The sequence below is a fragment of the Vibrio sp. B1REV9 genome (assembly GCF_905175395.2).
Taxonomy (GTDB): domain Bacteria; phylum Pseudomonadota; class Gammaproteobacteria; order Enterobacterales; family Vibrionaceae; genus Vibrio; species Vibrio alfacsensis.
On record NZ_HG992746.1, the window covers coordinates 220,277 to 246,525 of the forward strand.

Here is a 26,249-nt window from a genome sequence, read left to right on the forward strand (position 1 = left end):
ACGGGTACGTACAATATGTTGAGAATATTTGGGCTGTTTAGGACAGCGTTAGTGTTGTTATTTCTCGTGATTCTCTCTTTCAATGTACGTTCTGCTGTGCCGGGATTAGAGCCTAAAAAAAGTTGGCAACTCGATGGATACGTTAAATACATGGCGACGTATGCGATGCCAAAAACTCAGTCCAAAACGCTTGATCATCTGATTCACAATCGCATGAATTTTGAATATCGCTTTTCTAATGAATGGCGAGTAAACGTAGGAATGCGAAATCGAGCACTATGGGGAGATGCCTTAGATTTGCCGGGGTATGCAGAGCTTGTAGCGTTGGATAATGGATATTTCGACTTGAGCAAAAATTGGCGAGAAGGTGATGTGATTCTTAACACGCAATTCGATCGATTGAATGTGACGTGGAACAAAGATACATGGAGGGTGAGAGCAGGGCGCTTTCGTGTCAACTGGTCCATGAATACGATTTGGAACCCCAACGATATTTATAACGCTTATTCCATATATGATTTCGATTATGAAGAACGAGCAGGGACAGATGCCGTTTCCATCTCGAAATCGCTTGGTTTTGCCGATGGAGTTGATGTAATTTTTGCTCCTGCTAAGGATTCCGGACAAGACAGTACAGCACTGCGTTATTTGGCAAATCAGGCAGGATGGGATTATCAATTGCTAGTAGGACGTTCACGCTTGGATTACGTAATTGGAGCGGGATTTTCGACAGATTTATATGAAGCTGGTGTTCGCGGGGAAGTGAGTTGGTTCGACCCTGTTAACACAACTTATCAAGGAAAAAGCGTTACGCAAAGTAAAAGTACTATTCAAAACCAAAGCCCCCCGCAAACCAAAAGCCCCCCACAAACTAAAAGCACCAAGCAAACGACAGTGGCAAGTCTTGAAATGGATTACAGCTTTGGTGGAGAGCGGAATTGGTTAGGCAGAACGGCATGGTTGTATATTTCTGCACCTCAAGATGTGAATAGCGGGTTGGCCTATTTAAATCTCCCATTAGATGCAAAAACCTTAAGCTTCACACGTCATACTTGGTATGGTGATGTGAGTTTTGACCTTACTTCATTAAATCGGCTAACGTTATCTGCGAGCCATTATGATGATCATTCTTACTTTTTAGGCGCATCGAGTACGTACTCTTTGGCGAATGACTGGCAACTCCTTACGGTTATTCAAGCGTTTGGTGGCGGTGACGATAGCTTATTTGGTGAGGATCCAACCACTTTAGTTTTTGCCAATATTAAATACAGCTTCTAGCTCAATATGAACTTCATACCAATCGAAGCAAAGTTTTCAAGCTTTTCTCTGTCTTAAGTCTGTTCGCTTATTGACTGTGACTGTGATTGTGCTCAGGCATTACGAGGTTGAGCATTACACAAAAGAGCGGTGACTAAGTGAGTAATTCGTTGTTTTTAAACATTGCACGCTACATACCCTTAACATTTGCTCAGATGTCGTTATATTAGAAGCTCATCGTTGTTAGGAGTTTATGGATGAACCTTACGATATCAGGGAAGTTGCAGCTCAGTTTTGTGCTGCTAGCCGTACTTTTTATGGCATCAGCGGTATTCACGTATCGCAACGTCGCCTCCGTTGAGCAATACGCCTCTTCGTTACTTAAATCTGATCTACCGACAGTGGATACCAGTCGAGGTATTCAACAGTCCGTTCAAGCCTCGCTTTCTTCTATTCGAGCCTACATGCTGCTAGGGGGCGATGAAGAGGCAAATGCTCGTCTAAGTAAAGATGTACGTAATATTATGGCATCAACGGACGAATCTCTTCCTACGTTAAAGACTTTGATCTCAGAACAGGATTTTCAAACGACTCAAAGCCAATGGAATGAGGTGAAAGAGTCGTTAAATCAGTTGCTTGAATTTAGCCACAGTGACGAGAATTTACCCGCGCACAATTTATTCATAAACGAAGCGGCTCCGATTGCTGAGGTGGCGTTGGATCAGCTGCAAAGTTTGATCAATGAGGAGTCAGGGAACCCATTTGGTGGTGACAGAAAGCGTCTTTTTAAAGTTTATGCTGACAGCTATACCTCGCTAGCCAATGCGCTTTCTGCATTGCGAGATTTTTTACTGTACGGGCAGCAAGATCATTTAGAAAAGTACCAAGACTTCATCAAATACCATAATCAATCTGTAGCGGAAATTGACAGTAAACTGGATAGGCTTTCGGACAATGATAAATCGTTGTGGTCACTGTTTAAAGAGATGCAACAGCTCTACTTTCCCCTCGCGGAGCAGGTGATTGCATTGCGACAGTCACCAGAATGGAACAAATCGAACGTGTTAATGGCCAATGAGTTGCTGCCAGCAGCAAGTTTGCTGGAGCAGAGTTTAGAAACCATAGTCGCGACACAACAACATCGTGCTGACCTAAGCGGTCAGGGGATCAATCAGTCGATTAAGAACGTGCTCACAACCATGTTGATTGCAGCAGGCTTGGTACTTTTATCTGCGACTGTGATTTCAAAATACATGGGTAATACCATCGGTCGTCGTGTGAAGAATTTATCTGAGCGAGCAAGCACGATCGCTTCAGGTGATGTATCTCAATCGCCTTTAGCTGTCGTTGGAACTGATGAATTGGCCGATCTGACAGTTTCTATTAATCGCATGAACGAGTCATTGGCAAGCATTGTCTCCGGAGTAAGCGATAAAGCACGCCAAGTGGATGCCAGCATGGGTGAGTTGCTCGACTCTGCCCAAGCGACTACATCGAACGTTGAGCACCAACAAGCGCGCATCGTGCAAATGGGTGAGCAGTTGGATGAGATTGCTATGGCTGCACGAAACACATTGGATCAAGCGCATCAATCGGTGAAGAAGTTGTCGGATTCTAAAGAGGAACTTGAACACGGAAGAAATGCGCTAGAGCAAAACAAGGTCACGATGGAAGATTTGAATGGACGAATAGAATCAGCTAATACACAAGTTTCACAGTTAAGTCGGGAAAGCGAAGCCATCGGCCGAGTAACAGAGGTCATTGAGGGGCTGGCAGAACAAACGAATCTATTGGCTTTGAATGCGGCCATAGAAGCTGCAAGGGCTGGAGAGCAAGGTCGTGGTTTTTCTGTTGTGGCTGATGAAGTACGTATGCTTGCAACCAGAACGACAGAATCAACCACTGAGATTAACGGTATTGTTCATGCCATTCAGCGTTCAACAAACTCTGTGGTTCAAGAAATAGAGCAGAGCCAATTATTGGCTGAGCAAGGTTCGGGTCACATTGAGAAAGCCGTAACGCGTTTGGTGTCTACCACAGAAGAGATCGGCTCACTGAATGGGCAAATGTCTGAACTTGCCGCCGCCGCCGAGCAGCAATCTCATGCTACAAATTCGATAACCGATTTAATGTCTGACATTACTCAATCTGTTGATGAAGTGTCTAACAATAGTCAACATGCCTCTGATACATCGTTACAGGTGAAGCAACAAGTGACAGAACTCAATCAACAAATGGCGACGTTTAAAACCACATAAATGCACGAAAAATAGCAAAAGCCCAGCACAGTTGAGACAAAGTGCTGGGCTTTTTGCTGGATTGTACTCCTATATTCTACATTTTGCTCATTGTATTTGGCTATTTTAATCATAGATAAAACCAAATTTTCATCATTCTCGCTGAGTCGTAATATCACTTCATCGGCAGCAAACACTGCAAAAGAATTCAAACTTTATTCTCTTAGGAGCAAGATCATGAGTAAACAAGCAAGCCTAATTGGTTTAGACAGCCAACAATCAGAACAACTTGTACAACAACTGAATCAACTTCTTGCGCATTACCAAGTGTTTTATATGAATACACGCGGTTATCACTGGAACATTAAAGGCAAACAGTTCTTTGAACTTCATGTGAAATTTGAAGAAATTTATACCGATCTACAATTAAAAATTGATGAACTTGCTGAACGTATTTTGACGTTAGGTTACACCCCTGCGCATGCATTCAGTCAATACTTAGAATCGAGTGAAATCAAAGAACATCAAAATGCAACTTCCGGTCAGGAATGTGTGCAAGGCTTAGTCGATGGCTTTAGCGTACTGCTCATTAAGCAGCGTGACATTTTACAAAATGCGGGTGATGCTGGTGATGAGGGCACGGCGGCATTGATGAGTGATTACATCCGTGAGCAAGAAAAACTAATGTGGATGCTGAACGCTTACCTACAGAGTTAAGTTGAAAGTAAGAAGCGCGTTTGGGAAAGCGCGAATCAATCGGGAATAAGTCAGAGGGGTACGTTGGTGCCCCTTTTAGTATGTCTGCTATGTGGGCTCTAAAGAGAGAAAATGACCAAGCAAATCGCTTAACTCCCCGAGCGATAAAGAAGCTGAGTTATTGAATGTCAAATCGTGACCATGATGAATGAGACAAGAGGGCATTTGTGCGTTATATGCGGTCTGCAAGTCGTACAAGTAATCTCCCACATAAAGAACTTCATGCGGTAGTAAGCGCCACTCTTTAGCCAGTACTTGTAGCGATAATGGGTTTGGCTTTGGAGGGAAACATTCTCGAGTGATAACACGCTCTACGGTGATGTGGTTGTGTTCAAGTTTTCGTTGCGTTGCGATTTGACAATTACGTGTAACGATGGCGGTCTTGATCGCTTTTTGATGCAAATGCGCTAAGAGTTCATGGCACCCAATCATAGGGGAGGAGTGTTCGGCATCAGAGATTTCATGGTCAAAAATGACGTTATGTGCATGCTCCCTGAGATGCGGATGATCGAGTGCATCGACAAAATCCAATAAGTCCTCGCTTGGTGGGCAACCGAGTTGGTGGCGTAAATCGGTGAAATTCATATCAGAGCTCACCAAGGTGTTGTCTAAATCAAACACGACAGCTTTAATTTCTTTGAGCTGCAAACGGAATGGAACCATAATGACCTCGTACAACATAATCGAAACGGTAATCAATTTAGCTTCTAATCTAACTTAACTATCTTTTTAAAAACAAAAAGTTAATTAAATTTAGTTTAGAACTCCTTGGTTGCTTTGTACGAAAATAAATCAATCACGTATCACAAAGTTTGAAAGGGGTTTAAGTCACGATTTTTTGTCAGAAGTGCTTTCAATGACCCCAAGCTGAAAGATCTTTCCACTATCTGTCGAAAAATATATATAACCATCCGGACTCACCGTAATATCTCTGACACGTTCCCCGAGGTTTTCCATCAAGCGTTTCGATTCAGTGAGTTTTCCATTCTCAATCGAGACCACATTAATGTGCGCAAGCTTCAGTGCGCCTGCCAAGATCTTCCCATTCAGTTCAGGGTATTTATCGCCTCGGTATAAAATCATGTTACTAGGAGCGATAGAGGGGATATACACCAGTTTTGGATCGACCATTCCTGGTAAAGATTTTGCTTCTCCTACATCAAGTGGCCCCCAATATTCTTTGCCATGGGAGGCTTTTGCCCATCCGTAGTTTGCGCCTTTCTTAATTAGGTTAATTTCATCGCCACCGCGCGGTCCATGCTCAATAGACCAAAGTTGGTTGGTTGGTTGATCATAGAACATCCCTTGAGGGTTTCGATGCCCAAAGCTCCAAATTTCAGGGCGGGCTTGCGAGTCTTTGAATGGGTTATCTGTTGGTACAGATCCATCAAGGTTAAGACGAAGAATGCTACCGGCATGGGTTTGGGTGTCTTGGCCGTTGTCACGCTCTCCACGATCACCAATAGAGAAGTAGACTTTGTCGTCAACAAATGCAATACGACTGCCGTAGTGACGACCTGTTTCCGTGATAGCGTCAGCAACAAATAAGTCTTTCCAACCCACTAGCTGATTGTTTTGCAATTGCGCCGTCGCTAGTGCAACAGTGTTGCCTTTATTGGTGCGTTTACTGTAGGTAAAGAAGAGTTGTGGCTTTTGCGTATCGGGATTGGGGGCGAGTGCAACATCCAATAAGCCCGCTTGCCCGCCGCTATTCACATCCGGCACGTTAAATAGTTTTTTGGCTTTTCCTGACGTGATATCGAGCAATGACACAGTGCCATTTTTTTCATTCACGATAACACGTTGATCATCGATGAACTCGATTCCCCAAGGTATTTGAAATCCGTTTGCCACTTCAATCGCTCGGTATTCGGCGGCATTAGCAGAAAGGGATAAACAAGCGAGTAGCGCAGCAGCAATCGTTCTCATGGTTCCTTCCAATATGAATCGTGTTAATGCCTAAAAGCTACACTAAAGGAGGACGTTTGGCAGGGTATCACTTGTATAAGAATGTAAAAAATCCCCGATACGAGATCGGGGATTGAATTTAAGCAATAGAGAAGTATTGGCTCAGTGAGCTTACATTGCTTCTTCGAAAATCTTCGAGATTTCTTCGTGCGTTGCTTGTTTAGGGTTAGTGAAACCACAAGCATCTTTTAGTGCGTTGTCTGCTAGTGTTGGGATGTCTTCTAGCTTCGCACCAAGCTCTTTGATGCCTGATGGGATACCTACATCTTTTGCTAGTTCGACGATAGCGTCGATAGCCGCAGCTGCGCCGTCTTCTGCTGACATTCCCTCAACGTTTACGCCCATCGCTTTCGCTACGTCGCGTAGACGCTCAGGGCATACTTGTGCGTTGTAACGTTGCACGTGAGGCAGAAGAATCGCGTTACAAACACCGTGTGGCAGGTCGTAAAACCCACCGAGTTGGTGCGCCATTGCGTGTACGTAACCTAGAGATGCGTTGTTGAACGCCATACCAGCCATGAACTGCGCGTATGCCATTTGCTCACGAGCTTCTAGATCTTCACCGTTTTTCACTGCTGTGCGTAGGTGTGCTTGGATAAGTTCAATCGCTTTGATTGCAACGGCATCAGTGATTGGCGTTGCCGCGATAGATACGTATGCTTCCACGGCGTGCGTCAGTGCATCCATACCTGTTGCTGCTGTTAGTGAAGCAGGTTTTGCAAGCATAAGCTCAGGGTCGTTTACAGAGATAAGTGGCGTTGTGTGCTTATCCACGATAGCCATCTTAATGTGACGCTCTTCGTCAGTGATGATGCAGAAACGAGTCATTTCAGATGCTGTACCTGCAGTCGTGTTGATTGCGATAAGTGGCATCATTGGTTTGGCAGACTGATCTACGCCCTCGTAATCACCGATTTTACCGCCGTTAGAAGCAACAAGCGCGATGCCTTTTGCACAGTCGTGTGGAGAACCGCCGCCTAGCGAGATCACGAAGTCACAGCCGTTATCTTTAAGCAGTGCTAAACCGTCATTTACGTTACTGATCGTTGGGTTTGGTTGAGTGCCATCGAACACAACGGTTGCTACGCCGCGTTCTGTGAGGAGATCTTGAACCTGTTTTACTACGCCGATTTGGTTAAGAATCTTATCCGTAACAATCAAACCTTTTTTAAAGCCTTGAGATTGGATGCTGTCTGTTGCGTCTTTCAAACAACCAGCGCCCATTAGGTTTACAGTAGGGATAAAAAATGCACTTGTCATATTGGATTGCTCCGTCGTTATTTTTAATAATCTTTCTTAATCTGTCATTAACTCTCGCATACCCTGTTCTTGATTTTGTTTGATCTAGAACAAGTTTACCCCCTAAGGAGTAGCGTTAAGCCGGAAAGTGTGATGGTAGTCTTGTTGCACAATGAGTTGGTGCAACACCTAATTAACTTAGCGCAAATAATTTATTTAACACGTAAACGATTGCAGAAATTGGCGGAATTTGTGAGGTTTTTGTCTCAGTTATACTAAAGTATAAAAAATCCCCATTAATATGTTATCTATCAATGGGGATGGGTGTAATGTGTTGTAAGCAAACGTTTTCTTTTTATGCTATTTCGACCAACTTATTGACCAATTTATCGATGCCTGACGCTGCTTGTGAGATATTTTCCGCTAACATATAAGCTGGAGTGGAAAGGACCTTATGATTCTCATCAAAGTGGACTTCATCAACTTGGCAATCAATGTGTTCACCACCCATTCGATCAAATGCTGCGGCCGTGGCTTCATCGTTACCTATGGTGCCTTTTACGCCTTGGTCATAAATCATAGGGATAATGGTCGGTGCAATACACAAATAGCCAGCCGGTTTGTTGGCTTGTGCAAATGCGCGGCATGCCTGAGCCACGTGAGTATTGATTGAGCACTCTGCGCCTGCGATGGCAAAGTCGGTAAGGTTTTTGGCTACCCCAAAGCCACCAGGAAGTAGCAGAGCATCGTATTCGTCGACATTCAACTTCGCAACATCGTCGATGTTACCACGAGCAATACGTGCCGATTCGACTAAAACGTTACGTGTTTCATCCATTTCTTCGCCGGTTTTATGGTTGATAACGTGGAGTTGGTTTATGTTAGGAGCAAAGCAGTGCCATGTTGCTCCTGCTCTTTCAATGGCATATAGGGCGAGTACGGCTTCGTGAATTTCAGTGCCGTCATAAACACCAGTGCCACTTAGTATAACTGCGATTTTTTTCATGATTGAATCCCTTACTCAGCGCTGTCCTTAGATTGATCATTATTGTCTAAGTTTTGTTGTTCCGAATGTGTTTCAAGGTTTTCACTTTCGTCGTCTTCATCATAGTAGCGTACAACAAAAGGTGTCAGCATGACGCTCGATGGTAGAAAATGCTTCATATTCAACTCCAACCGCTCAATAGGGGCTCCTTTATACCGAATTTGGAAAAACACTTCGTTGAAGCTGATCATTTTTGAGGTAAGCTTGCTCTCTCGATCGTATCCTTGAGTAGTAGGTCACATAGCTAAAATGCAATCCGTACAGTTTCGTTTCACTCTTTATGGCTGTGTAGCCATCCTTTTTTGGAGCTGTTTACTTGGCATCGCAAGGCTCGTTACGGAAAGTTTAGGGCCTGTTGGTGGGGCCGCTTTACTTTACTCACTTAGCTCTCTGTTCTTGTTGATTGTCGTGGGTATTCCAAAGCTCTCTTATTTTTCGCCTAAGTACTTATTACTTGGCGGAGCGATGTTTGCCTGTTACGAAATTTTTCTCGCACTTGCATTAGGCTATTCCCACTCACGCTCTCAAGCGATAGAAGTTTCAATCGTCAATTATTTGTGGCCTGCCTTGACGGTATTGTTTGCCGTGTTAGGAAGTAACAAGAAACCTCATTGGTTACTTTATCCAGCCGTTACGCTCGCGTTTGTCGGGGTCGCTTGGACAGTGAGTGGCGATAGTGGTTTATCACCCAGCCAGTTAATAGATAACGTTAGCAGCAATCCTTTGGTGTACTTTATGGCTTTTGCTGGAGCAGTCATCTGGGCCGTATATTGTAATTTGACGCAAAGGCAACAATCCAAACACAACGCGATTACTTTGTTCTTTATTGCTACCGCGGTTTCTCTATGGGTCAAGTATGCATTTGCCGATGAGCCTCCAATGACGTTTAGTTGGGCTGCAATGGGTTACTTGTTTTCTGCTGCAGTATTAATGGCAGGCGGCTATGGCTTGTGGAATATCGCGATTGTTGGGGGGAACATGGTGTTTCTTGCCACCTTGTCGTACTTCACACCTATTTTTTCTGCGCTGTTTTCTTCAATCATTCTTGGTGTGACGTTAAGCCACAGTTTTTGGCAAGGGGTAGTTATGGTGACGCTTGGCTCTCTTATGTGCTGGTTAGTCACGAGAGAAAAACGTCAACCATCGAAGTAATGATTTTGTGTTTTGCCGATACAAAAAAGCGCCCTGCTAATGAGTGATGCAGGGCGCTTTTTATTTGAGTTCTCATTTTCTCGTTGTTTCTTTGTTGTTTGCGGAGCTTGTCGATTCTTGCTGAGCTTCAGGTTTTCGTTGATCTTGAGGCTTTTCTGAGCTTAGGGTTCTTACTGCTTTTGAGCTTCTTATGGCTCTTAAACATCCCACAGCGCTTGATGGACTCTAGTAAGCAACGTTTAAGTTTAATTGAAGTTTGAACCTGTGCTTCGATAGACGTTTAGTTAGCTGTTTACGAGTTTGTTCGAGTGTATCTAATTGAAGCGTATCGTCATCCACATGAACATCGACATTCACTCGAAGCTCTTGACCAACTTTAGTGACACCTGCCAACTTTAATTGGTGTTCTGTCACTTTTTCTATTTCAAGTACATCGTTACCTACGCTCTGACAAAGCTCTTTGCTTGGCGTCATCATCAGTAGCTCACGTAGTGCACTCACAAGCATATCAAACGGTACTTTTAGAAAGTAGAAGCCCATCAATAGCATCATCATTGGGTCAGCGTAGACCGCGTAGTGCGCATAAGGCGTAAGTGATATTAACCATGCCGCGACAAAACCTACAGTAACAGCGACACTAAGTAGAGTGTCCATTAGCCATTGTTTTTTCTCAGCTTCAATAAGACCAGATGAAAAACGACGGCTTTTCTGGGCCATAAACCACCAAGCATAACCACAACCAACGACGTTTACGATACCAAAAATGGTTGCGATAGAAGCATTCACCTCTCGGCCTCCAGACATCAATGCCGTCACTGCTGAATACAATGAAAAGCTCACAACAACCAAAATCACAGCGGCTTTAATTGCAATTACAACAGGTTCTAGTACAGCTTTACCGAAAGGAAAAATAGATTTTGATGGTTTGCTGATGTAGTACGACGCAGCCAGTGACAATAAAGTTAACAGCAGACTGACGAGAGAATAAACACCATCAAACACAATGACAATAGAGCCAACAAGCAAGCCTAGTACCATGCCTCCAATCGCAAACCCAGAAGCCAAAAGGGCTGAGAAAGTTAAGATGCGGTTTTCGTTTTTGCTTGTCCTGTCACACATAAAAATTGCCTTCGTTTATTACGTCCTTACATTCTTCTCTTGCGGACGAATTTAAGCAAATAGAAACTGTGTAACTTTTAAACGGAGTAATAGGGGGTCATAAGTAATATGTTTTAATACAATGACTTATTGTGATAACTTGCTGTCAATAATATTGGCACTCACTGATGGGTGACTCGATGCACGATGTATTTAGAAGTTAAATTGACACTGAGAAGTCGAATAGATACTTAGAAGTCAAATAAATAGTCACTTAACTTATCAGCTAGCCAACTCATTGCTGGGTGTTCAGTTTGGCCATTTGGAATAAACATGCAGTAATCTTCTTGTGTTAACCCATAAGTGTGTTTGATGACTGCGAGCTTTTGATGGCGTAAGTAGTGTCTGATCAACGGCTCTGGCAATACTCCCCAAGCGTCTTCTTCTAAAATCGTATTGAGCATGTAATCGAAGCTGGAGAAACCGATATATCGCGTCGAGAATGGCTGTAGCTCAGGGTTATCTTTTTCGTTGAGGTAAACCATCAATGCTTGCATTTGATTTCTCAAATCTTCATCGGTGACACGGCGCATTTTTCTTAATGGGTGCTCGTAGCTACAAACCGACATCATGCGGATTTTACCCAAAGGGTTGTATACAATGTGTGGATCGTCGACGCGTTCGTAATCGACCCCAAAAGCAAAATCAACTTGTTGCGTGCTGACAAGGTTTGCTAAATCACCGCTTGACGCCAAAATCAGATTAAACGTCGTAGAGGGGAAGCGATTGTTGAGCGTATGGGATAATTCTTGCCACAATTCATCGGGCAGTGAATCATCTCGAGCTACCCATATTTCGGCGTTGAAACCATCAGAGACTTGCGCGCAGGTTTTTTTGATGCGCTGCGCGGTGACCAGCAAGCTTTCGCAATCTTTGTAAATGGCTTTACCCGCTTCAGAAAGAGTGAGCTGATTACCGGTTCGGTTGAACAACTCGACGCTTAAGTCTTTCTCAAGTGCCTTTATAGACATACTGAGTTTGGTTCGGTTGCAATCGAGCAGTCGAGCGGCCTCAGAAACCGATCCGCTATCCGCAATAGTACAAAACGCTTCAACTTGAGCTAAGTTCATGATTCAGCAAGACCTAAACAGAAATGATGGTAAAACAGTAGTGGGAAAACATCACGTGTTGGAATGGATGCCCAATGCTTAGAGAGATTAACGAAAAAAACGCGCTTCTGCCAGATAACTCTATGGTGTTTTGATGTTTTTGCGGTACTCTATGAGGGTTACAAGAAGTGAACATGGAGGCCAAGATGGCACAAGATTGGGACGGCTTAGCAAAGAACTGGGAATCAAACCCAGCAACAGAACAATTTGCTCAGTCGGTGTTTGCACAGTTACAACAGCTTACTCAGCTTGATGGCATTAAAATATTGGATTTTGGATGTGGAACCGGGCAACTAAGCCAATTGTTGTCTCCACTTGCGAAAGACATCGTTGCACTGGATGCATCAGAAGCGATGATTGAAGAGCTAGATAAAAAAGAGTTACTCAATGTTGAACCCGTTGTCGATGCGTTGTCACGTGGTTTAGCTGCCCAGCACCCAGCTTTTCGTGGTCAGTTTGACCTTGTTGTTGCTTCCTCTGTATTGGCGTTTGTCGAAGATGCTGACGCAGCGTTAGAAATATCGCGCTCGTTACTTAATAAAGATGGCTATTTTGTTCACTTTGATTGGATTGCAGAATCCGCAAAAGAGGGCTTTACACTAGCAAAATCAGAAGCGGCATTAGTGAATGCAGGCTTTAAAGATGTGGAATCAAAGAAAGTATTTGAAATCACGTCAGATGGGCAAACAATGTCTGTTTTAATGGGCATTGGACGTCGTTAAACGAGATAAAGATTTTGATAAAAGCGAGCGGTGTTGCTCGCTTTTTTGTTCGGTTTTTTTGCTCGTAAGTAGTTAACTTTGGCTGTCAGTCATATCGTTTTCCCGTGATTCACTAGGGTTCGCATTTGCTCATCGTCATTCTTTTGATCTCTTGCAAGATGTCAGGGTTAGCAATGGCCCCCATGTTCTCGACGGGTTTACCATTAATGATTTGTTTCACCGCAAGCTCGACCAGTTTTCCCGATCGAGTTTTGGGAATATCACTGATTGCAAAAATTTCGCTAGGCACATGTCGCGGTGAACAAGCCGCCCGTAAGGTAGTTTTGATTTCTGCGATTAGGTTTTCAGTTAGTTCGTCACCTTGCTTGAGTTGCACAAATAACCAAATTTGCTCATTACGCTCAATTTCCTTTCCGACAGCTATTGAATCGACAACGCTTTCAAGCGCGTTGACTTGCTGATAAATCTCTGCAGTGCCGATTCGGATACCACCAGGATTGAGTGTTGTGTCGCTGCGACCAAAGAAGATAAATCCACCCGTTTTCGTTCGCATAACGTCGTCACCATGATGCCAAATGTTCTCAAACTTATCCCAATACGCATGGTGGTAACGCTCTCCCGAGTCGTGCCAGAAGCCTGCGGGGAAATTGGGAATAGAATTACCACAAACGAGTTCACCACGTTCCTCTGTTACCGTCACACCGTTCTCGTCAACCGCTCTAGCATCGATGCCGAGCCCCGCATTTTGACATGCTCCCCTATAGACGGGCGAAATGGGGTTTCCTAATACAAAGCAGCCACAAATATCGGTCCCACCAGAGATTGAAGCTAAATGCACATCGTGCTTAATGCGTTGGTATACATAATCAAACTGTTCGGGATAAAGTACAGAGCCCGTCGAACACAGTGTTTTAAGTGGTGATAGTTCAAAATGATCAATGGGCGAGAGGCCTGCTTTTTCTATGGCTTCTAAATATTTAGCAGATGTTCCGAATAGAGAGATCTCTGCGCGCTGTGCGAGACTCCAAAGCACGTCGGTGTGTGGGAAAACAGGGCTACCTTCGTAGATCACTAGACACGCACCACTCGCCAGTGCTGAAACATGCCAGTTCCACATCATCCACCCGCAAGTCGTATAATAAAAAACACGATCTTTTGGCTGAATGTCGCAGTGAAGTTGATGTTCTTTGAGGTGATTGAGCATGGTGCCACCGACGGAGTGAACAATGCACTTCGGTTTTCCTGTGGTTCCAGAAGAATACAGAATAAACAAAGGATCATTAAACTTAACGCGATGGAAACTCAATGACTGCGGAGCATATTGACTTAACAGACTGTCCCAATCTTGGGTGCAAACGTCGCACTCAAAAACGTGAGGCTTGAGGTAGCCAATTTGACAGACTTGTTTAATGCCGGGTAATTGGTCTGCAATTTCTTGGTTCTTTTCCGCCATATCAAACATTTTGCCATTAAACGTATAACCGTCGCAGGTGAACAGCACTTTCGGTTTTACTTGACCAAAGCGTTCAATCACACTCTCAACCCCGAAGTCGGGAGAGGTCGATGTCCATATTGCGCCTAAGCTTGTAGCTGCGAGCATCGCAATGATCGTTTGTGGAATATGCGGTAAATAGCCGGCCACGACATCACCGCTTTCTATACCACATTCTTGCAACCATTGCTGCACACTAGAGACTTCATCGCAGAGCGCTTGCCATGTGTAAGTCTCACGATTTTCCCGTTCGTTCTCAAACCAGATCGCGAGTTCATTTGGGTTTTGAAATGCTAAACTCAGTAAGTTTTCCGCATAATTGACTTGTGCATCGGGAAACCATAACCGATCTCTATTTGTGATCGGAGTTTGCCAATGACTTGTTCCCAACACACTGATATCAGCGCCTTGGCTACCGATTAAGTCACAAAACAACCAGACTTCTTGCCAGAACTTCTCATCTTGCTCAATCGACCATTGATGGAGGTCATCATAGTTTTTAAGCGCATGCCCTTGACGATTAATGTGGTCAATAAACTGGGTAATATTCGCCTGGTGAATTCGACTTTCCGTTGGCTGCCAAACTTTGCTGTCCTTATGCATTTGCGTCCCCAATAACAAACTTTTAACAGATTTAGTCTGGAGTGAAGCAAGGGCATTGTCAAACCTGTTTGAAAATCAATCAGCTCATATAAATCATATTGTTACGAGTAAATGTAAATAAAACGTTACATGCCAAATAAGTGAACAAAACCAAGCAGATATTGGAAGCGTCAATCAGAATGGATAGGCTTAATGTAACTGAATTGTTAATGGAGACGTATAATGACTCATTATCATTCGAAGCCCGTCAGTGAAGATGGCATCGTAAATTGGAGTACTGAAGAGAACGCCATTTGGCATGATTTGGTGACAAGGCAAATGAGCGTGATTCAAGGGAGAGCTTGCGATGCTTATTTACATGGTTTGAAGTTGCTCGATCTACCGAGAGATCGTGTTCCACAGTTACCAGAGATCAATCGCGTTTTGATGGAAACCACCGGTTGGCAAGTGGAGCCAGTTCCTGCGTTGATTGATTTTGATCGATTTTTTAATTTGTTGGGCAATAAGCGTTTTCCTGTCGCCACGTTCCTGCGATCACGTGATGAGTTTGATTACCTACAAGAGCCCGATTTTTTTCATGAAATCTTTGGGCATTGCGCAATGTTGACTAATCCAGATTTCGCCGCTTATACCGAACATTACGGTCAGTTGGGTCAGGCAGCGACGCCAAAACAGCGAGCATACTTGGCACGTTTGTATTGGTTTACGGTTGAGTTTGGGTTGGTTAGAGAGGGGAAACGAACCAAAATCTATGGGGGTGGGATTCTTTCATCGCCGGGCGAGACGCTCTATTCATTGGAAAGTGATGTGGCGATTCGTGATGAGTTTGATCTGCAAACCGTACTAAGAACGCCTTATCGTATCGACATCATGCAGCCTAAATATTTTGTGATAGATGATTTATCGCAGCTGTTTCAAATCAGCCAACTGAATTTATTAAAACAAGCTGATCTGGCGATTGAAGCCGGATTGCTTCCGCCACTATTTGAACCAAAGGAACCTGCTCATGTTGAATGAACAAAAATGCGAAGCTTGCAGTATCGATGCGATTGCCTTGAGTAAAGAGGAGCAACAATCTTTGCTGCTTCAATTGTCCGATTGGCAGATCATGGAGAGAGAGGATATTCCACAATTAGAAAAGGTCTACACATTTAAGAACTTCAAACAAGCGTGGGCATTCAGTAACAAGATTGCGGAGCTAGCCGAAGAGGAATTCCACCACCCATCTATTTTGTTAGAGTGGGGGAAAGTGACCGTTACGTGGTGGAGCCACTCAATTAAAGGGTTGCATAAGAATGACTTCATCTGTGCGTCGAAGTGCGATGCCTTAGTCGTTGTAGAATAATAGGGAAAGATTAGAGAGTCGAGATGCTGTTGACCTAGACTCTGCCAAAAGCGCCCGAATTTAGGTTCGAGCGCTTTGCTTTCAAATGTCTCGTCGTGAAAGATGAGCACTAAAGCTCAATTCGGAATACGGACGTGGTACCTGATACTTCGTTACCGACAGCAATAAAATGTTGCCCATTGCGTGTAAAGTAATTGATTGACTCTGGCCCTAAATCTCCCGCTTTAGGGTTGTAGATATCATTCTTACAGTCTCCGTCTTCCACTTGGGTACAAACAGGTTGATTGTAATCACGACGATTAACGTAATGAACAAACGTGGCTTGCATTGGATTTGAGATGTCGTAGACCATAATGCCGCCTTGGCGCTCTAGACCAATAAATGCGTAATGGCGGCCGTTGATGTACGCGACTTCAATGGCTTCTGGTTCAATGCCTTTATCGTCACTACGGTCGTCTCCGCTTTTGTTGTTATCATTGGTGCTGTTGAAGTTTTGGCCCTGGTTCATAAACGCAATCTTCGCGAAATCATCCCCACTGTCGAAAATGAGCTTGGCATTTTCATCCCAAATCGAGAATGAACGCGCGCCAAACGCTTGCACGTTCTCTTGTGCTGTCAGCGTTTGCTCAGGCTTGATCACTTTTAGGCGCGCGAGTTGTTTGTTGTTTTTTAGTATTTCTGCCAGTGGGTGGTCTGATGCCACTTTCAGTTTCTTTCCGCGTACTTCGTCTACATGACTAAGGCAAGCTCCTTGCTCTGAAGTGTACTTATCGGTTCCGAGGTAATCGTCTTCATCCCATTTAAAGCCAGCTTGGTCACAAAGCGCTTGGGTTGTTGTGAAACCATACTCGCGACCATCCCCCTCGTTAGCTGAAACAATGTAGGTTTTGCCATTAACGGAGTAGCTGTCGAGTGTATCGGGCATATATAAACCGACAAGCTGAGGGTAGCGCTTGAAGTTGCCAATGATTTTATCTTTGTTGGAGGCATCCAGTGCTGAGTCTGACCAAGATTTCTCGCCTAGACCTACAATCTTCTCTACAGACTTGCTTTCAGGGTTAACGATTGCCATGGCGTTGTTTTCTTGTAGTGCTATGTAAATTTTACCGTTGTCTGCAAAGGTGAGGTATTCCGGCTCTAGATCTTGTGCGACAGTCGCATTGGGAGCGGATATACGTACGCTAGCAGGCAGTTCAGATTTACGCTCGCCATCAAATTCGTTGAACCCAACTTGCGTGACTTCCGCATTGTTCACGCCTCGGCTTAAGTCGATTAGTGTTATGCTGCCCTCAGGATCAACACTGTAATCACCATTTGGTTCGCCTTCGTTAGCAGTTGCAATGTATCGACCGTCTTTGGAGAATCCGACCATATCTGGAAGTGCGCCGGTTGGGTAGGTGGTGATCAATGACAAATCGTCAGAGCGATATAAACCCACAATACCGTTTGCTTGTTTGTTGCTATTTTCTATTGCAACCGCGACCAATCCATTAAATACCGCAACGCTGTTCGCCGCTCCAATGGCGATCCCTGCCGCTTTTCCGGCACTTTCTAAATCAATGGTTGCGGTCTGATAGGGGGCGCCAGCGTCATTCATGGACAAAACATCGATACGCTTGGCTTGCGCGTTAACAACATACAGTTTGTCAGTACATGCATCGTATTGGACAACCTCTGCTGCTGATGTATCGAAAGGTGCATTGGCAATGGACGTCCCCATGAAAGTTAAGCCTTGAATTACCTTATCACCAACGCTAGGTGCCTGAGTGGTTTTGCATTGCTCGCTGAAAGAAGAAAGCGAGCTTTCTGGCTGAGATGCACATGCAATAGCAAGCGACGACAATGTCAAAACACTTATTGCCTTAAAAGGGGTGGTCATGTTATTTCCTTATTAATGGTCTATGTGATCAGTCAACGCCAGAGCTCTGAGGACCAATGTTTGGGCATCAATTCAGAGTGTTGAGTATTAATTGGCGTGTCATTTAATAAGGTTATGAATATATGTATGATTTATGACTTTTATATTGGCTTTTTATGAAACAAATATGTCATTACGCAATGACTTTAGGATTTGGGAATAATGGAACTAAAAGAATTTTTGGATGCGCTAACGGCATCACCGGAGACCGTCGAGTTTGAAACAACAATGGCGGCGATTGAGGCAAACTACGAGTTTACGCCCACCGCTTTTGTGAACGGTGAAACATACAATAACGCGGATGAAAACAATGGGTCTTGTAAGATCTTCGCATTCGGTTTACTGAATCACTTAGATAAAGACGCGACACTTGCGTGTTTTGGACGTTTTTATCGCGAAGATGTATTGGCGAACCCAGAGAACAATGACCACCAAAACATACGTAACTTTATGGTGACAGGTTGGAATGGCGTGAAGTTTGAATCCGACGCGTTAGTTCTGAAATAGATCGCAAGCAATCGCAATTTCAATGGCAAGCCAGTCCGCTAGGTAATATGAAAACAAGTCATATGAACTAGGCGACTGGTTTTTTCTCCAAACATTTACGACACAAACAAAGTTGTCCCGCCTCTGGCTTGGGTAAATCTCTAGTCTCAATATCAAAGCACCAGCACGTTTCTTTCCCAGCTGTAATATCGCAGTGTGCATTCGTACCGCATTCAGGACACAAGTGAGTTGAATCATTGCCAAGCAGTTGCTCGATGATGGCATCTCTTTGCATGTCGGATTTGTCTTTCCACTGTACTATTTCTTTCATGGTTCTGTGACAGCCAGAACAGATTCCGCCATTGTTTTTACAGGCCGCGCGGCAAGGTGATTTCATTATTTTTCTCGTTATGCTTTCCAGTAAGCGGCGTACTTTAACACGAAATGATGCTTCGGGAATCTCTATCCTCATTCAATAAAATATCTGTTGAGTGAATAAATACTGGTCAATTTTATATGGAATGGTAGACTGTATTTTTGTGGGTAAGGAGTAGATATGTTGAAGTCATTGGTAAAATGTGTGTCTGTTGGTTTGTTGGGGGCAGTGTTAACCGGTTGTGCTGGTGGTCCTATTGTCAGTGGCACTAAATTCACTTCTTATGAGGATTTTCGTGCGGGACCAGAGGGTGGTGTGGATCTCGTTTGGGCGCGAGTTGGGTTGCGTGATGCGACTCGATTGAAAGCCAAACTGGATGAATACGATAGCGTAGTGATCGACCGAGTCATGGTCGTAGTGAAAGAGTCCGAACTGGATGATGATGAAATTAGTGAGTTAACTACCTACATGGTTGATAAGCTAAAAAACGCGCATCTCACCAGTAAAAAAGATGGTTGAACAACCCGGAGAGAAAACACTTCGCTTGAGTATCGCAATCAGTAACGTTGAGACGCCAAATCCAGTACTGGCTGTTACATCAAGCATTCTTCCTGTCGGCTTAGGGATTTCTACCATCTCGAAAATCACAACAGGCGAGCACACCAATGTAGGCTCGGCAACGGTAGAGTTACTGGTTAGCGATTCCCAAACCGATACACCTCTTTTTGCCGCAATAGACCGTCAAGCGGGAAATAAAGACTTCTCGACCATGATTGATTCTTTGGATGATGCTAAAGATGCAATTAACTGGTGGGTCGATCGCTTGGGTGTTACCCTTAGCCAAGACTTATCACAAACCACGCTGTAATCCATGTTAGAAAAAGAAAACCTATTAAAGCTCGCTCGTATGCAAATGCCATTTGGTAAGTACGCAGGACGTGTGCTGATTGATTTACCAGAAGAATACTTACTCTGGTTCGACAAAAAAGGTTTTCCTGATGGGGAGCTAGGGCAGTTACTGCAATTGTGTCTAGCTCTAAAAATTGAAGGTTTAGACAATGTGGTTAAACCTTTAAAGCGCATGTAACTTGCCACAGAAATCCTCATTTAAATTAAAAGACTTATTATGAATTTTGATATCGATGCTCTGAAACACCACCAATTGGTCGAAGATGGTCAACTAGAGGGGTGTTATATTCATCAGCCTGCTCAAGGTAGTCAGCAAGGTGATAGAGCGGTTTTGGCAGAACGCCAAGCGTTGGAAAAGATGGGATATAAGGTAATACAAGTTAAACCTAAAGGCAGGACAACAACGTTTGCCGAGGCGATGCAACAGTTTGCGAACAAGACTGGTTACCTGCTCAAGGAGTAAGCGAGTGTAGCCTGTCACAGGCCCCTAAGTTTTTCCACGATGCCATGTGTTTTTATTCAAAAGAGTCCGTCTTCACAAATAGCCAACCGTTAGGCCGACTCTTATTACTGCTTAGAGTTGTTACTCTTCACTAAACAATCACGATTATATTGACCAACATTGGCTAATGCTAGAAGATCATAGGTAGCTATTACCTCTCCAATAAGAAGATGACTTTCTTAACAGAGTTGGTACATTCATCCATAGGGCTCCTACTTTTTAGGTGTCTTCTCTAGGTGTCTTCCGGTTTAGATATTAGACCGATACTATCAGCATCAATTTGTTCTTCTTTCAAAATATTTTGTTTATGTTCACTTGCAATATAAGTGTACATGACGGGAAGAACGAACAGAGTAAACAATGTACCGACAGCAAGGCCAGCGACGATAACTAACCCAATATTGTAACGTGAGGCAGCCCCTGCTCCTGTGGCAAAAAGAAGTGGTATTAACCCGGCAATCATTGCCGAGGTCGTCATTAAGATAGGGCGCAATCGAATCGTGGCTGCCTCCAAGATCGCATCATGTTTCGAGGCTCCCTTGAACATTTGCTCTTCTCTGGCGACCTCACACATGAGAATACCGTGTTTGGTAATTAACCCCACTAAGGTAATCAAACCAACCTGCGAGTAAATATTGAGAGAAGTCTCTCCTGATATATGTGTCCAACCTAACGCAATTAATGCCCCACTAATGGCGAGTGGGACGGTGATCATTATCACTAGAGGATCACGCACACTTTCAAATTGGCTCGCTAGTACGAGAAATATGATCGCGAGTGCTAAAGCAAAGGTTAAATAGAGTGAGCTTCCTTCTTCGACAAATTGTCTAGATTCACCCATAAAATTGTAATTATATCCCGTAGGAAGATCGGTTTTGGCCAACTGTTCAAAAAACGCTATGGCATCTCCCATCGCAACGTTGGGGGCGGGGACGGCTTCAATTGAAATCGAATTCATTTGGTTAAAGTGAGGCAGAGATTTTGCCTGCCCTTCAACGGTATAGCTGACTAAACTAGAAAGTGGGACTGCCCTTCCATTTTGTGCCGTTACGTAAAACTCTTCGATGAGACTTGGATTGTCACGAAACGAACGTTCGACCTGAGGGATAACTTCATAAGAACGACCATCGATATTGACACGATTAATGTAGCCGCCTCCCATCATCGTTCCGAGTGTTGCACCAATTTCTTGCATCGTCACACCATAAGCGCCTGCAGCCTCACGATCGACTTTTAAACGAACCAAACCCGAGTCGTACTTAAGGTTCACGTCAGTGTAAACAAATAACGGACTCTTTTTGGCTTTATCTAACAATTTGGTACCAATAGCATATAACGTCTCAAAACTCGCGGGACTGGTAATAACGAATTGAATCGGCAAGCCTCCGGAAGCGCCTGGTAATGAAGGCATTTGGTACGCCGTCGCCTTCATACCTGGTATTTTTTTTACTTCTTTGTTTATGTTTGCAGATATCTCTTTTTGGCTAAGGTTTCTTTCACTCCAAGGAATTAACGGGGCAATCGCCAAACCTTGACTGCTGGTAGGCACGCCGATTAGTGCCAGTGATGCTTCAACTTGAGGTTGTTTTGTTACAACATCATTCACTAGCTGCATGTTTGCTTGAATATAATCGTTATTCGATGTCGATGGTGTTGAACCGATAATGACGGCAACACCCTGATCTTCGTCCGGTGCTAACTGGGATGGGATGAAACTAAATATGATTGGCAGGGACACAAGCACCAGCAGAGCAAATAAAACCACTGCGGGTTTATGCTCTAATACCGTCAACAGCACTCTTTGGTACGTGGCAGTGATGTTTCCAAGTACTCTTTCAACCATGGATTCGAACTTACTTGGCTGTGCGTGGGCTTTGAGCATTTTAGAACACATCATTGGAGAGAGTGTTAACGCTATAAACCCAGATATAACGACCGCACCAGCCAGCGTTAGCGCAAACTCTTTAAATAATGAGCCGGTTACGCCCCCCATAAGTGCAATCGGAGCATAAACCGCCGCCAGCGTGATAGTCATTGAAATAACCGGAACCGCTATTTCTCTTGTCGCCACTAAAGCCGCTTGAAAAGGTTTCGTCCCCATTTTTATGTGTCGTTCTACGTTTTCAACCACAACAATGGCATCGTCAACCACGAGCCCTATCGCCAATACCATGGCAAGGAGCGTCATCAAGTTCAAGGTAAACCCAAAGGCTTGCATGACAGCAATAACACCAATCAGTGATAGTGGTATGGTGACAATAGGAATAATCACCGCACGAAAAGAGCCTAGAAATAAAAGAATAACGACGATAACAATCAACGCTGCTTCTACGATGGTCTTTATCACTTCATTGATCGAGTCTGTAATTGCTAAGGTTGAGTCATAAATCAATGTCGACTGAATAGTATTGGGCAAATTCTTTTCGATGGATTGAAATTGTGTGCGGACGCCTTGAGCGACATTTAGTGGGTTTGCTGTTGGTGTCGCGTTGATACCAATGATAACGGCCTCTTTCCCGTTCGCCAACGCTCTGGTTCCATCACTGCTTTTGCCAAGAGTAACGTCGGCTACGTCTTGCAGTTGAACCACTTGCCCGTTACTGCTTTCAATAGTGAGGCTCTTCAAACCATCAACGGTATCAACTTGGGTATCGATCGTGCCATTTAAGATGGTCAAATAGCTATTGAACTGACCCACCGCTGACTGATAATTATTTTGTTGAAGCACATTAACCAAATCACTGGTGGTAAGGTTAAATTGCCCCAATTTCTCTGGATCGGGCCAAATTCTAAGAGCAAATGGCGTTCCCCCCATCATCTGAATGTTTGACACCCCATTGACGGTCGATATCTGTGGGTTAACCACCCTTTCGAGGTAGTCTACTATTTGGCTCGAATTCAATTCACTACTATAAAACGATATGTACATGATCGACGTTGTTGAGCCGGTTGAAGAGGTCACCGATGGATTATAGGCCTCTCTAGGAAGTTGATTAGAAACAGAATTAATTTGAGATAGTACGCTAGATAATGCCTCTTCCGGACTTGTGTTCAACATCATGTTCAAGGTTATAGTAGAAGAACCAAGTTGACTCGTCGATGTCATAAAATCTAAATTATCAACTTGCGATAACGCCTGCTCTAAAGGCTGTGTTATAAACCCCTCAATAAGTTCGGCGTCTGCACCTGGATACGGAGTTGTAACCGTTATCACTGTGTTTGTCATTTCTGGGTACTGGCGAACTTGTAGATCTTTCAATGCATTGAGCCCTAAAAGAAGCAGTAAGACACTCAGTGAGGCTGCCATCACGGGACGATGAATGAAAATGTCGGTAAAATTCATGATCGCACTCCTAAAGCTTAGGCATTTTATCTGGCGTGTTTATCGGGTTTGCTACAATATTCACTTTTGTGTTGTTGCCTAAATTCAAAATCCCTGTTGTGACCACTTGTTGATCAAATTTTAAATCACCCTTTATTAGCGCGAAATTTCCATCTCTTTGCAGAACTTCAACCGTGATTTGTTTGACGCGATAGTCACTTCCGTCTTTCTCTACAACAAAAACGGAATTCCCGTAAAGCGCAAAAACAATGGATGTTTGGGGAACAACAAATTGTTTTTCCAGATCACTTAACGAAATATTCACATCTGCGAACATACCGCCAATTAGAGTTCTGTCGTCGTTCGGTACCTCTGCCTGAATCATCACTAAGCCAGTTTTGTCATTAATTACTGGTTCTATTGCATTGATTTTCCCCTCATAGGTTTTCCCTGGATAAGATTCAACACTCAGTGAGATTCGCTGCCCTATCTTTAAGTGACCAATTTTCGATTGCGGCACGCTAAACCTGACTCGCATAACAGATAAATCTTCGAGTCTTACGATATCAGTACCAACAGATACGTATTGGCCAAGGTTGATGTTCCGAATACCTAGCTTCCCATCAAAAGGCGCGCGAATTTTACGTAATTCAATGTTGGCTTTTAAACTTTCGATGTTCGCTAATAAGGCTTGATATTTCGCCTCGGCGGCTTGTAGGCTTTGTTCTGAGACAGATTTCTCACGATAGAGTTTTTTGAGCCTTAAATAGTCATTTCTAACAGCGGGCAATTGCACCTGTTGTTCTTTTAACTGTGCTTGTTGTACCTGATCATTTAAAGAAACCAATACTGTCGTTGCACTTACACGCTCGCCGTTTTCAAAGTTAATATTAGTCACGATTCCAGAGACTTCATTCGAAACATCAACACCTTGATATGGTTCAATAAATCCAATCGCTTTAATATTCTGAGCCCATACCGTTGGTTTTAATTGCTCAACCGTTACAGGAAATATAGGCTCGGGTAAGTTTGCTATCGTCGTTTTAATTTTGTTGTTCACAAACAGATTAAAACCAATCACACTCCCAAAGGCAAGTACAGCGATAATGATGACACCAAAAATCCATTTTTTCACTATAACCTCCTAGTGATGAGAGCGATATTGAAAATAGAACACATGTTAAACTTACATTAAAAATTCAATATATATTAAAGAAAGTTCATTTTGAGATTATATTACCTCTCATTCTTCGATATACAAAAAATGGAATACATAGGGTTACGGCAAAACTTATGACGAGAATAGTCAAATAAGCGGTAGAAGCATTGCCTCCACCTAACTGCGCAGGTGGAATGAATGATATACCAAGTGCGACAAGTGAAATAACAAGACCAGCTACCGCGAAAATTATTTTTACGGGTGTTCCGCCAGGGATTTCAAACGCTCTTGGCAATTCTTTAAATTTCAGTACCACTGTTAAGTATGAAATAAAGAAAATAATATAGCCGACTAAGTAAATAACCACGGTTAACGATATTGCAGTAAAGAATGAGACATTGGCACCGCTACCACCAAAGGTGAGCACTGCTGCCCAAATACTAACGATAATCCCTTGCATAATTAAAAACTTGACTGGGACATCATATTCATTGGTCTCTGCTAGCTTTTTCGGTAACAGGCCATCTTTACCCGCTTCGAGCATACCCCACGATGGGCCTACTACCCACGCAGATACCTCAGCACATACCCCAAATGCGATAAACACAGCGATGATTCTAACCACCCAACCTGCTTGGTCAGTAAAATGGGCAAACAAGCCTTCAAAACCTTGTACTACCCCTATAGATAAACCGAGAGATTTTTCTGGTACTACGGCACCGATTGCGATACCACCAATGGTATTTAAACAAATTGCCAATAATACAAGTAAAATAATCGCAATTGGATAGTCACGTTTGACATTTGTCATTTCATTTGCGTGTGTTGCAGACGCTTCAATACCCGCATAGGCAAGAATAAACGACACAAAAACAACGACAGTGTTTAATTGGGTGAAGTCTGGGACCATATTACTGAGTGATAGATCCATATCGCTGATGCCACCAGTCGAAAAGAATCCAATCGTTAACGCAAACAAAATGATTGCCGGTATGGCAATACCAAGAATGAAACCATATTTTGCGATCGTACTCGTAAACTTTGTGCCTTTAAACTGGGATAACGTCAACCCCCAGAATATAACCATAACGCCAATAAAACGTATTATCGGGTTGTTGTTTAGAGCATCCCAGTCAAGGACATAGGATAGTGCACCGAGTATAAAATAAATCATGGTGACAAAGCCGACGGTGATCTGGAACCACTGAAAGAATATGTTGGCAAAACCCCATTTCTCTCCGAGTGACTTACCAGCCCAAGTGTAAACCCCACCTTTATCCCAACCCTCAATTGTTGCCATTTCTGCGGCACACAATGCAACAGGCAGAAACCAAAATAGCCCAGCAACGACAAGATAAAAGACTAATGAAATACCAGAAGACGCAAAGGTTGGGTATTCATAAACCGTCATCACCATCGTCGCGGTTAAGGCAAAGAACCCAAACAAACTAAGGTGCTTGCGACTATTTACCGACTCATTCATTATCAAATTCC

Annotated in this window: 23 protein-coding genes and 1 pseudogene; 11 read left to right on the forward strand and 13 right to left on the reverse strand. The window is 43.6% G+C overall.

The features are described from left to right. The first annotated feature begins 15 nt into the window (after nt 1-15). The 3 genes from KHN78_RS15180 (at nt 16) to KHN78_RS15190 (ending at nt 4,211) form a co-directional block, all read left to right on the forward strand. Entirely contained in the window at nt 16-1,278 is a 1,263-nt protein-coding gene (locus tag KHN78_RS15180) for a hypothetical protein (RefSeq protein ID WP_223917822.1), read from the forward strand. A gap of 236 nt (nt 1,279-1,514) precedes the next feature. Next, nucleotides 1,515-3,515, forward strand: a complete 2,001-nt coding sequence (locus KHN78_RS15185) for a methyl-accepting chemotaxis protein (protein ID WP_211916853.1) — start codon at nt 1,515-1,517, stop codon at nt 3,513-3,515. A 216-nt stretch (nt 3,516-3,731) separates the two neighbouring features. Then, nucleotides 3,732-4,211 (forward strand): Dps family protein, encoded by a 480-nt coding sequence (locus KHN78_RS15190; protein ID WP_211916855.1) that lies wholly within the window; start codon nt 3,732-3,734, stop codon nt 4,209-4,211. 87 nt (nt 4,212-4,298) lie between these two features. Here KHN78_RS15190 and KHN78_RS15195 read toward each other — a convergent pair whose 3' ends face one another. The 5 genes from KHN78_RS15195 to KHN78_RS15215 form a co-directional block, all read right to left on the reverse strand. Further along, nucleotides 4,299-4,913: an HAD family hydrolase gene (locus KHN78_RS15195; RefSeq protein WP_211916857.1), complete on the reverse strand. Its 615-nt coding sequence runs from the start codon at nt 4,911-4,913 to the stop codon at nt 4,299-4,301. Nucleotides 4,914-5,078: 165 nt separating this feature from the next. Further along, nucleotides 5,079-6,179, reverse strand: a complete 1,101-nt coding sequence (locus KHN78_RS15200) for a PQQ-dependent sugar dehydrogenase (protein ID WP_211916859.1) — start codon at nt 6,177-6,179, stop codon at nt 5,079-5,081. Nucleotides 6,180-6,329: 150 nt separating this feature from the next. After that, entirely contained in the window at nt 6,330-7,478 is a 1,149-nt protein-coding gene (gene yiaY / locus KHN78_RS15205; RefSeq protein WP_211916862.1) for an L-threonine dehydrogenase, read from the reverse strand. Between the two features lie 334 nt (nt 7,479-7,812). After that, nucleotides 7,813-8,463 (reverse strand): isoprenoid biosynthesis glyoxalase ElbB, encoded by a 651-nt coding sequence (gene elbB / locus KHN78_RS15210; protein ID WP_211916864.1) that lies wholly within the window; start codon nt 8,461-8,463, stop codon nt 7,813-7,815. An 11-nt stretch (nt 8,464-8,474) separates the two neighbouring features. Next, nucleotides 8,475-8,621: a hypothetical protein gene (locus KHN78_RS15215; RefSeq protein ID WP_211916866.1), complete on the reverse strand. Its 147-nt coding sequence runs from the start codon at nt 8,619-8,621 to the stop codon at nt 8,475-8,477. 130 nt (nt 8,622-8,751) lie between these two features. Here KHN78_RS15215 and yddG point away from each other — a divergent pair, with 130 nt between their 5' ends. Then, nucleotides 8,752-9,654, forward strand: a complete 903-nt coding sequence (yddG, locus tag KHN78_RS15220) for an aromatic amino acid DMT transporter YddG (protein WP_211916868.1) — start codon at nt 8,752-8,754, stop codon at nt 9,652-9,654. Nucleotides 9,655-9,879: 225 nt separating this feature from the next. Here yddG and KHN78_RS15225 read toward each other — a convergent pair whose 3' ends face one another. Together KHN78_RS15225 and KHN78_RS15230 are read right to left on the reverse strand one after the other, a co-directional pair. Continuing rightward, complete coding sequence (locus KHN78_RS15225; protein ID WP_211916870.1) at nt 9,880-10,773, reverse strand: cation diffusion facilitator family transporter; 894 nt, start codon at nt 10,771-10,773, stop codon at nt 9,880-9,882. A gap of 230 nt (nt 10,774-11,003) precedes the next feature. Further along, nucleotides 11,004-11,882, reverse strand: a complete 879-nt coding sequence (locus KHN78_RS15230) for a LysR family transcriptional regulator (protein WP_128813084.1) — start codon at nt 11,880-11,882, stop codon at nt 11,004-11,006. Between the two features lie 185 nt (nt 11,883-12,067). On the opposite strand from KHN78_RS15230, the gene KHN78_RS15235 reads away from it, so the two are divergent. Continuing rightward, nucleotides 12,068-12,643: a class I SAM-dependent DNA methyltransferase gene (locus tag KHN78_RS15235; protein ID WP_211916872.1), complete on the forward strand. Its 576-nt coding sequence runs from the start codon at nt 12,068-12,070 to the stop codon at nt 12,641-12,643. A 112-nt stretch (nt 12,644-12,755) separates the two neighbouring features. Here KHN78_RS15235 and KHN78_RS15240 read toward each other — a convergent pair whose 3' ends face one another. Further along, nucleotides 12,756-14,738 carry an acetoacetate--CoA ligase gene (locus KHN78_RS15240; protein WP_211916874.1) on the reverse strand — a complete coding sequence of 661 codons (1,983 nt, stop codon included), beginning with the start codon at nt 14,736-14,738 and terminating at the stop codon, nt 12,756-12,758. A gap of 222 nt (nt 14,739-14,960) precedes the next feature. On the opposite strand from KHN78_RS15240, the gene phhA reads away from it, so the two are divergent. After that, the gene (gene phhA, locus KHN78_RS15245; RefSeq protein WP_211916876.1) at nt 14,961-15,755 is read left to right on the forward strand and encodes a phenylalanine 4-monooxygenase; all 795 of its coding nucleotides are present in this window, start codon (nt 14,961-14,963) and stop codon (nt 15,753-15,755) included. Next, entirely contained in the window at nt 15,745-16,083 is a 339-nt protein-coding gene (locus KHN78_RS15250; RefSeq protein WP_211916878.1) for a 4a-hydroxytetrahydrobiopterin dehydratase, read from the forward strand. The genes phhA and KHN78_RS15250 overlap by 11 nt, the downstream gene beginning before the upstream one ends. Nucleotides 16,084-16,192: 109 nt before the next feature. On the opposite strand, the gene KHN78_RS15255 is transcribed toward KHN78_RS15250, so the two are convergent. Then, on the reverse strand, nt 16,193-17,962 hold the full coding sequence (locus KHN78_RS15255; RefSeq protein ID WP_211916880.1) for a choice-of-anchor I family protein: 1,770 nt from the start codon (nt 17,960-17,962) through the stop codon (nt 16,193-16,195). Between the two features lie 201 nt (nt 17,963-18,163). Between KHN78_RS15255 and KHN78_RS15260 the strand changes: the two genes are divergently transcribed. Further along, on the forward strand, nt 18,164-18,508 hold the full coding sequence (locus KHN78_RS15260) for a HopJ type III effector protein (RefSeq protein ID WP_211916882.1): 345 nt from the start codon (nt 18,164-18,166) through the stop codon (nt 18,506-18,508). Nucleotides 18,509-18,575: 67 nt separating this feature from the next. Here KHN78_RS15260 and KHN78_RS15265 read toward each other — a convergent pair whose 3' ends face one another. Then, nucleotides 18,576-18,884: a cysteine-rich CWC family protein gene (locus KHN78_RS15265; protein ID WP_211916884.1), complete on the reverse strand. Its 309-nt coding sequence runs from the start codon at nt 18,882-18,884 to the stop codon at nt 18,576-18,578. Between the two features lie 159 nt (nt 18,885-19,043). Between KHN78_RS15265 and KHN78_RS15270 the strand changes: the two are divergent. From KHN78_RS15270 to KHN78_RS15280, 3 genes and pseudogenes are all read left to right on the forward strand, one after another. After that, nucleotides 19,044-19,731, forward strand: a pseudogene (locus KHN78_RS15270) (DUF3313 domain-containing protein). 3 nt (nt 19,732-19,734) lie between these two features. After that, the gene (locus KHN78_RS15275; RefSeq protein WP_211916886.1) at nt 19,735-19,950 is read left to right on the forward strand and encodes a DUF3820 family protein; all 216 of its coding nucleotides are present in this window, start codon (nt 19,735-19,737) and stop codon (nt 19,948-19,950) included. Between the two features lie 39 nt (nt 19,951-19,989). Beyond that, on the forward strand, nt 19,990-20,235 hold the full coding sequence (locus tag KHN78_RS15280) for a hypothetical protein (protein ID WP_211916889.1): 246 nt from the start codon (nt 19,990-19,992) through the stop codon (nt 20,233-20,235). A 271-nt stretch (nt 20,236-20,506) separates the two neighbouring features. Here the strand turns inward: KHN78_RS15280 and KHN78_RS15285 are convergent, their stop codons facing one another. The 3 genes from KHN78_RS15285 to KHN78_RS15295 form a co-directional block, all read right to left on the reverse strand. Further along, nucleotides 20,507-23,617, reverse strand: a complete 3,111-nt coding sequence (locus KHN78_RS15285; protein WP_211916891.1) for an efflux RND transporter permease subunit — start codon at nt 23,615-23,617, stop codon at nt 20,507-20,509. A gap of 10 nt (nt 23,618-23,627) precedes the next feature. Then, nucleotides 23,628-24,731: an efflux RND transporter periplasmic adaptor subunit gene (locus KHN78_RS15290; protein ID WP_211916893.1), complete on the reverse strand. Its 1,104-nt coding sequence runs from the start codon at nt 24,729-24,731 to the stop codon at nt 23,628-23,630. Nucleotides 24,732-24,816: 85 nt separating this feature from the next. After that, nucleotides 24,817-26,238, reverse strand: a complete 1,422-nt coding sequence (locus tag KHN78_RS15295; RefSeq protein WP_211916895.1) for an amino acid permease — start codon at nt 26,236-26,238, stop codon at nt 24,817-24,819. Between the last annotated feature and the right edge of the window lie 11 nt (nt 26,239-26,249).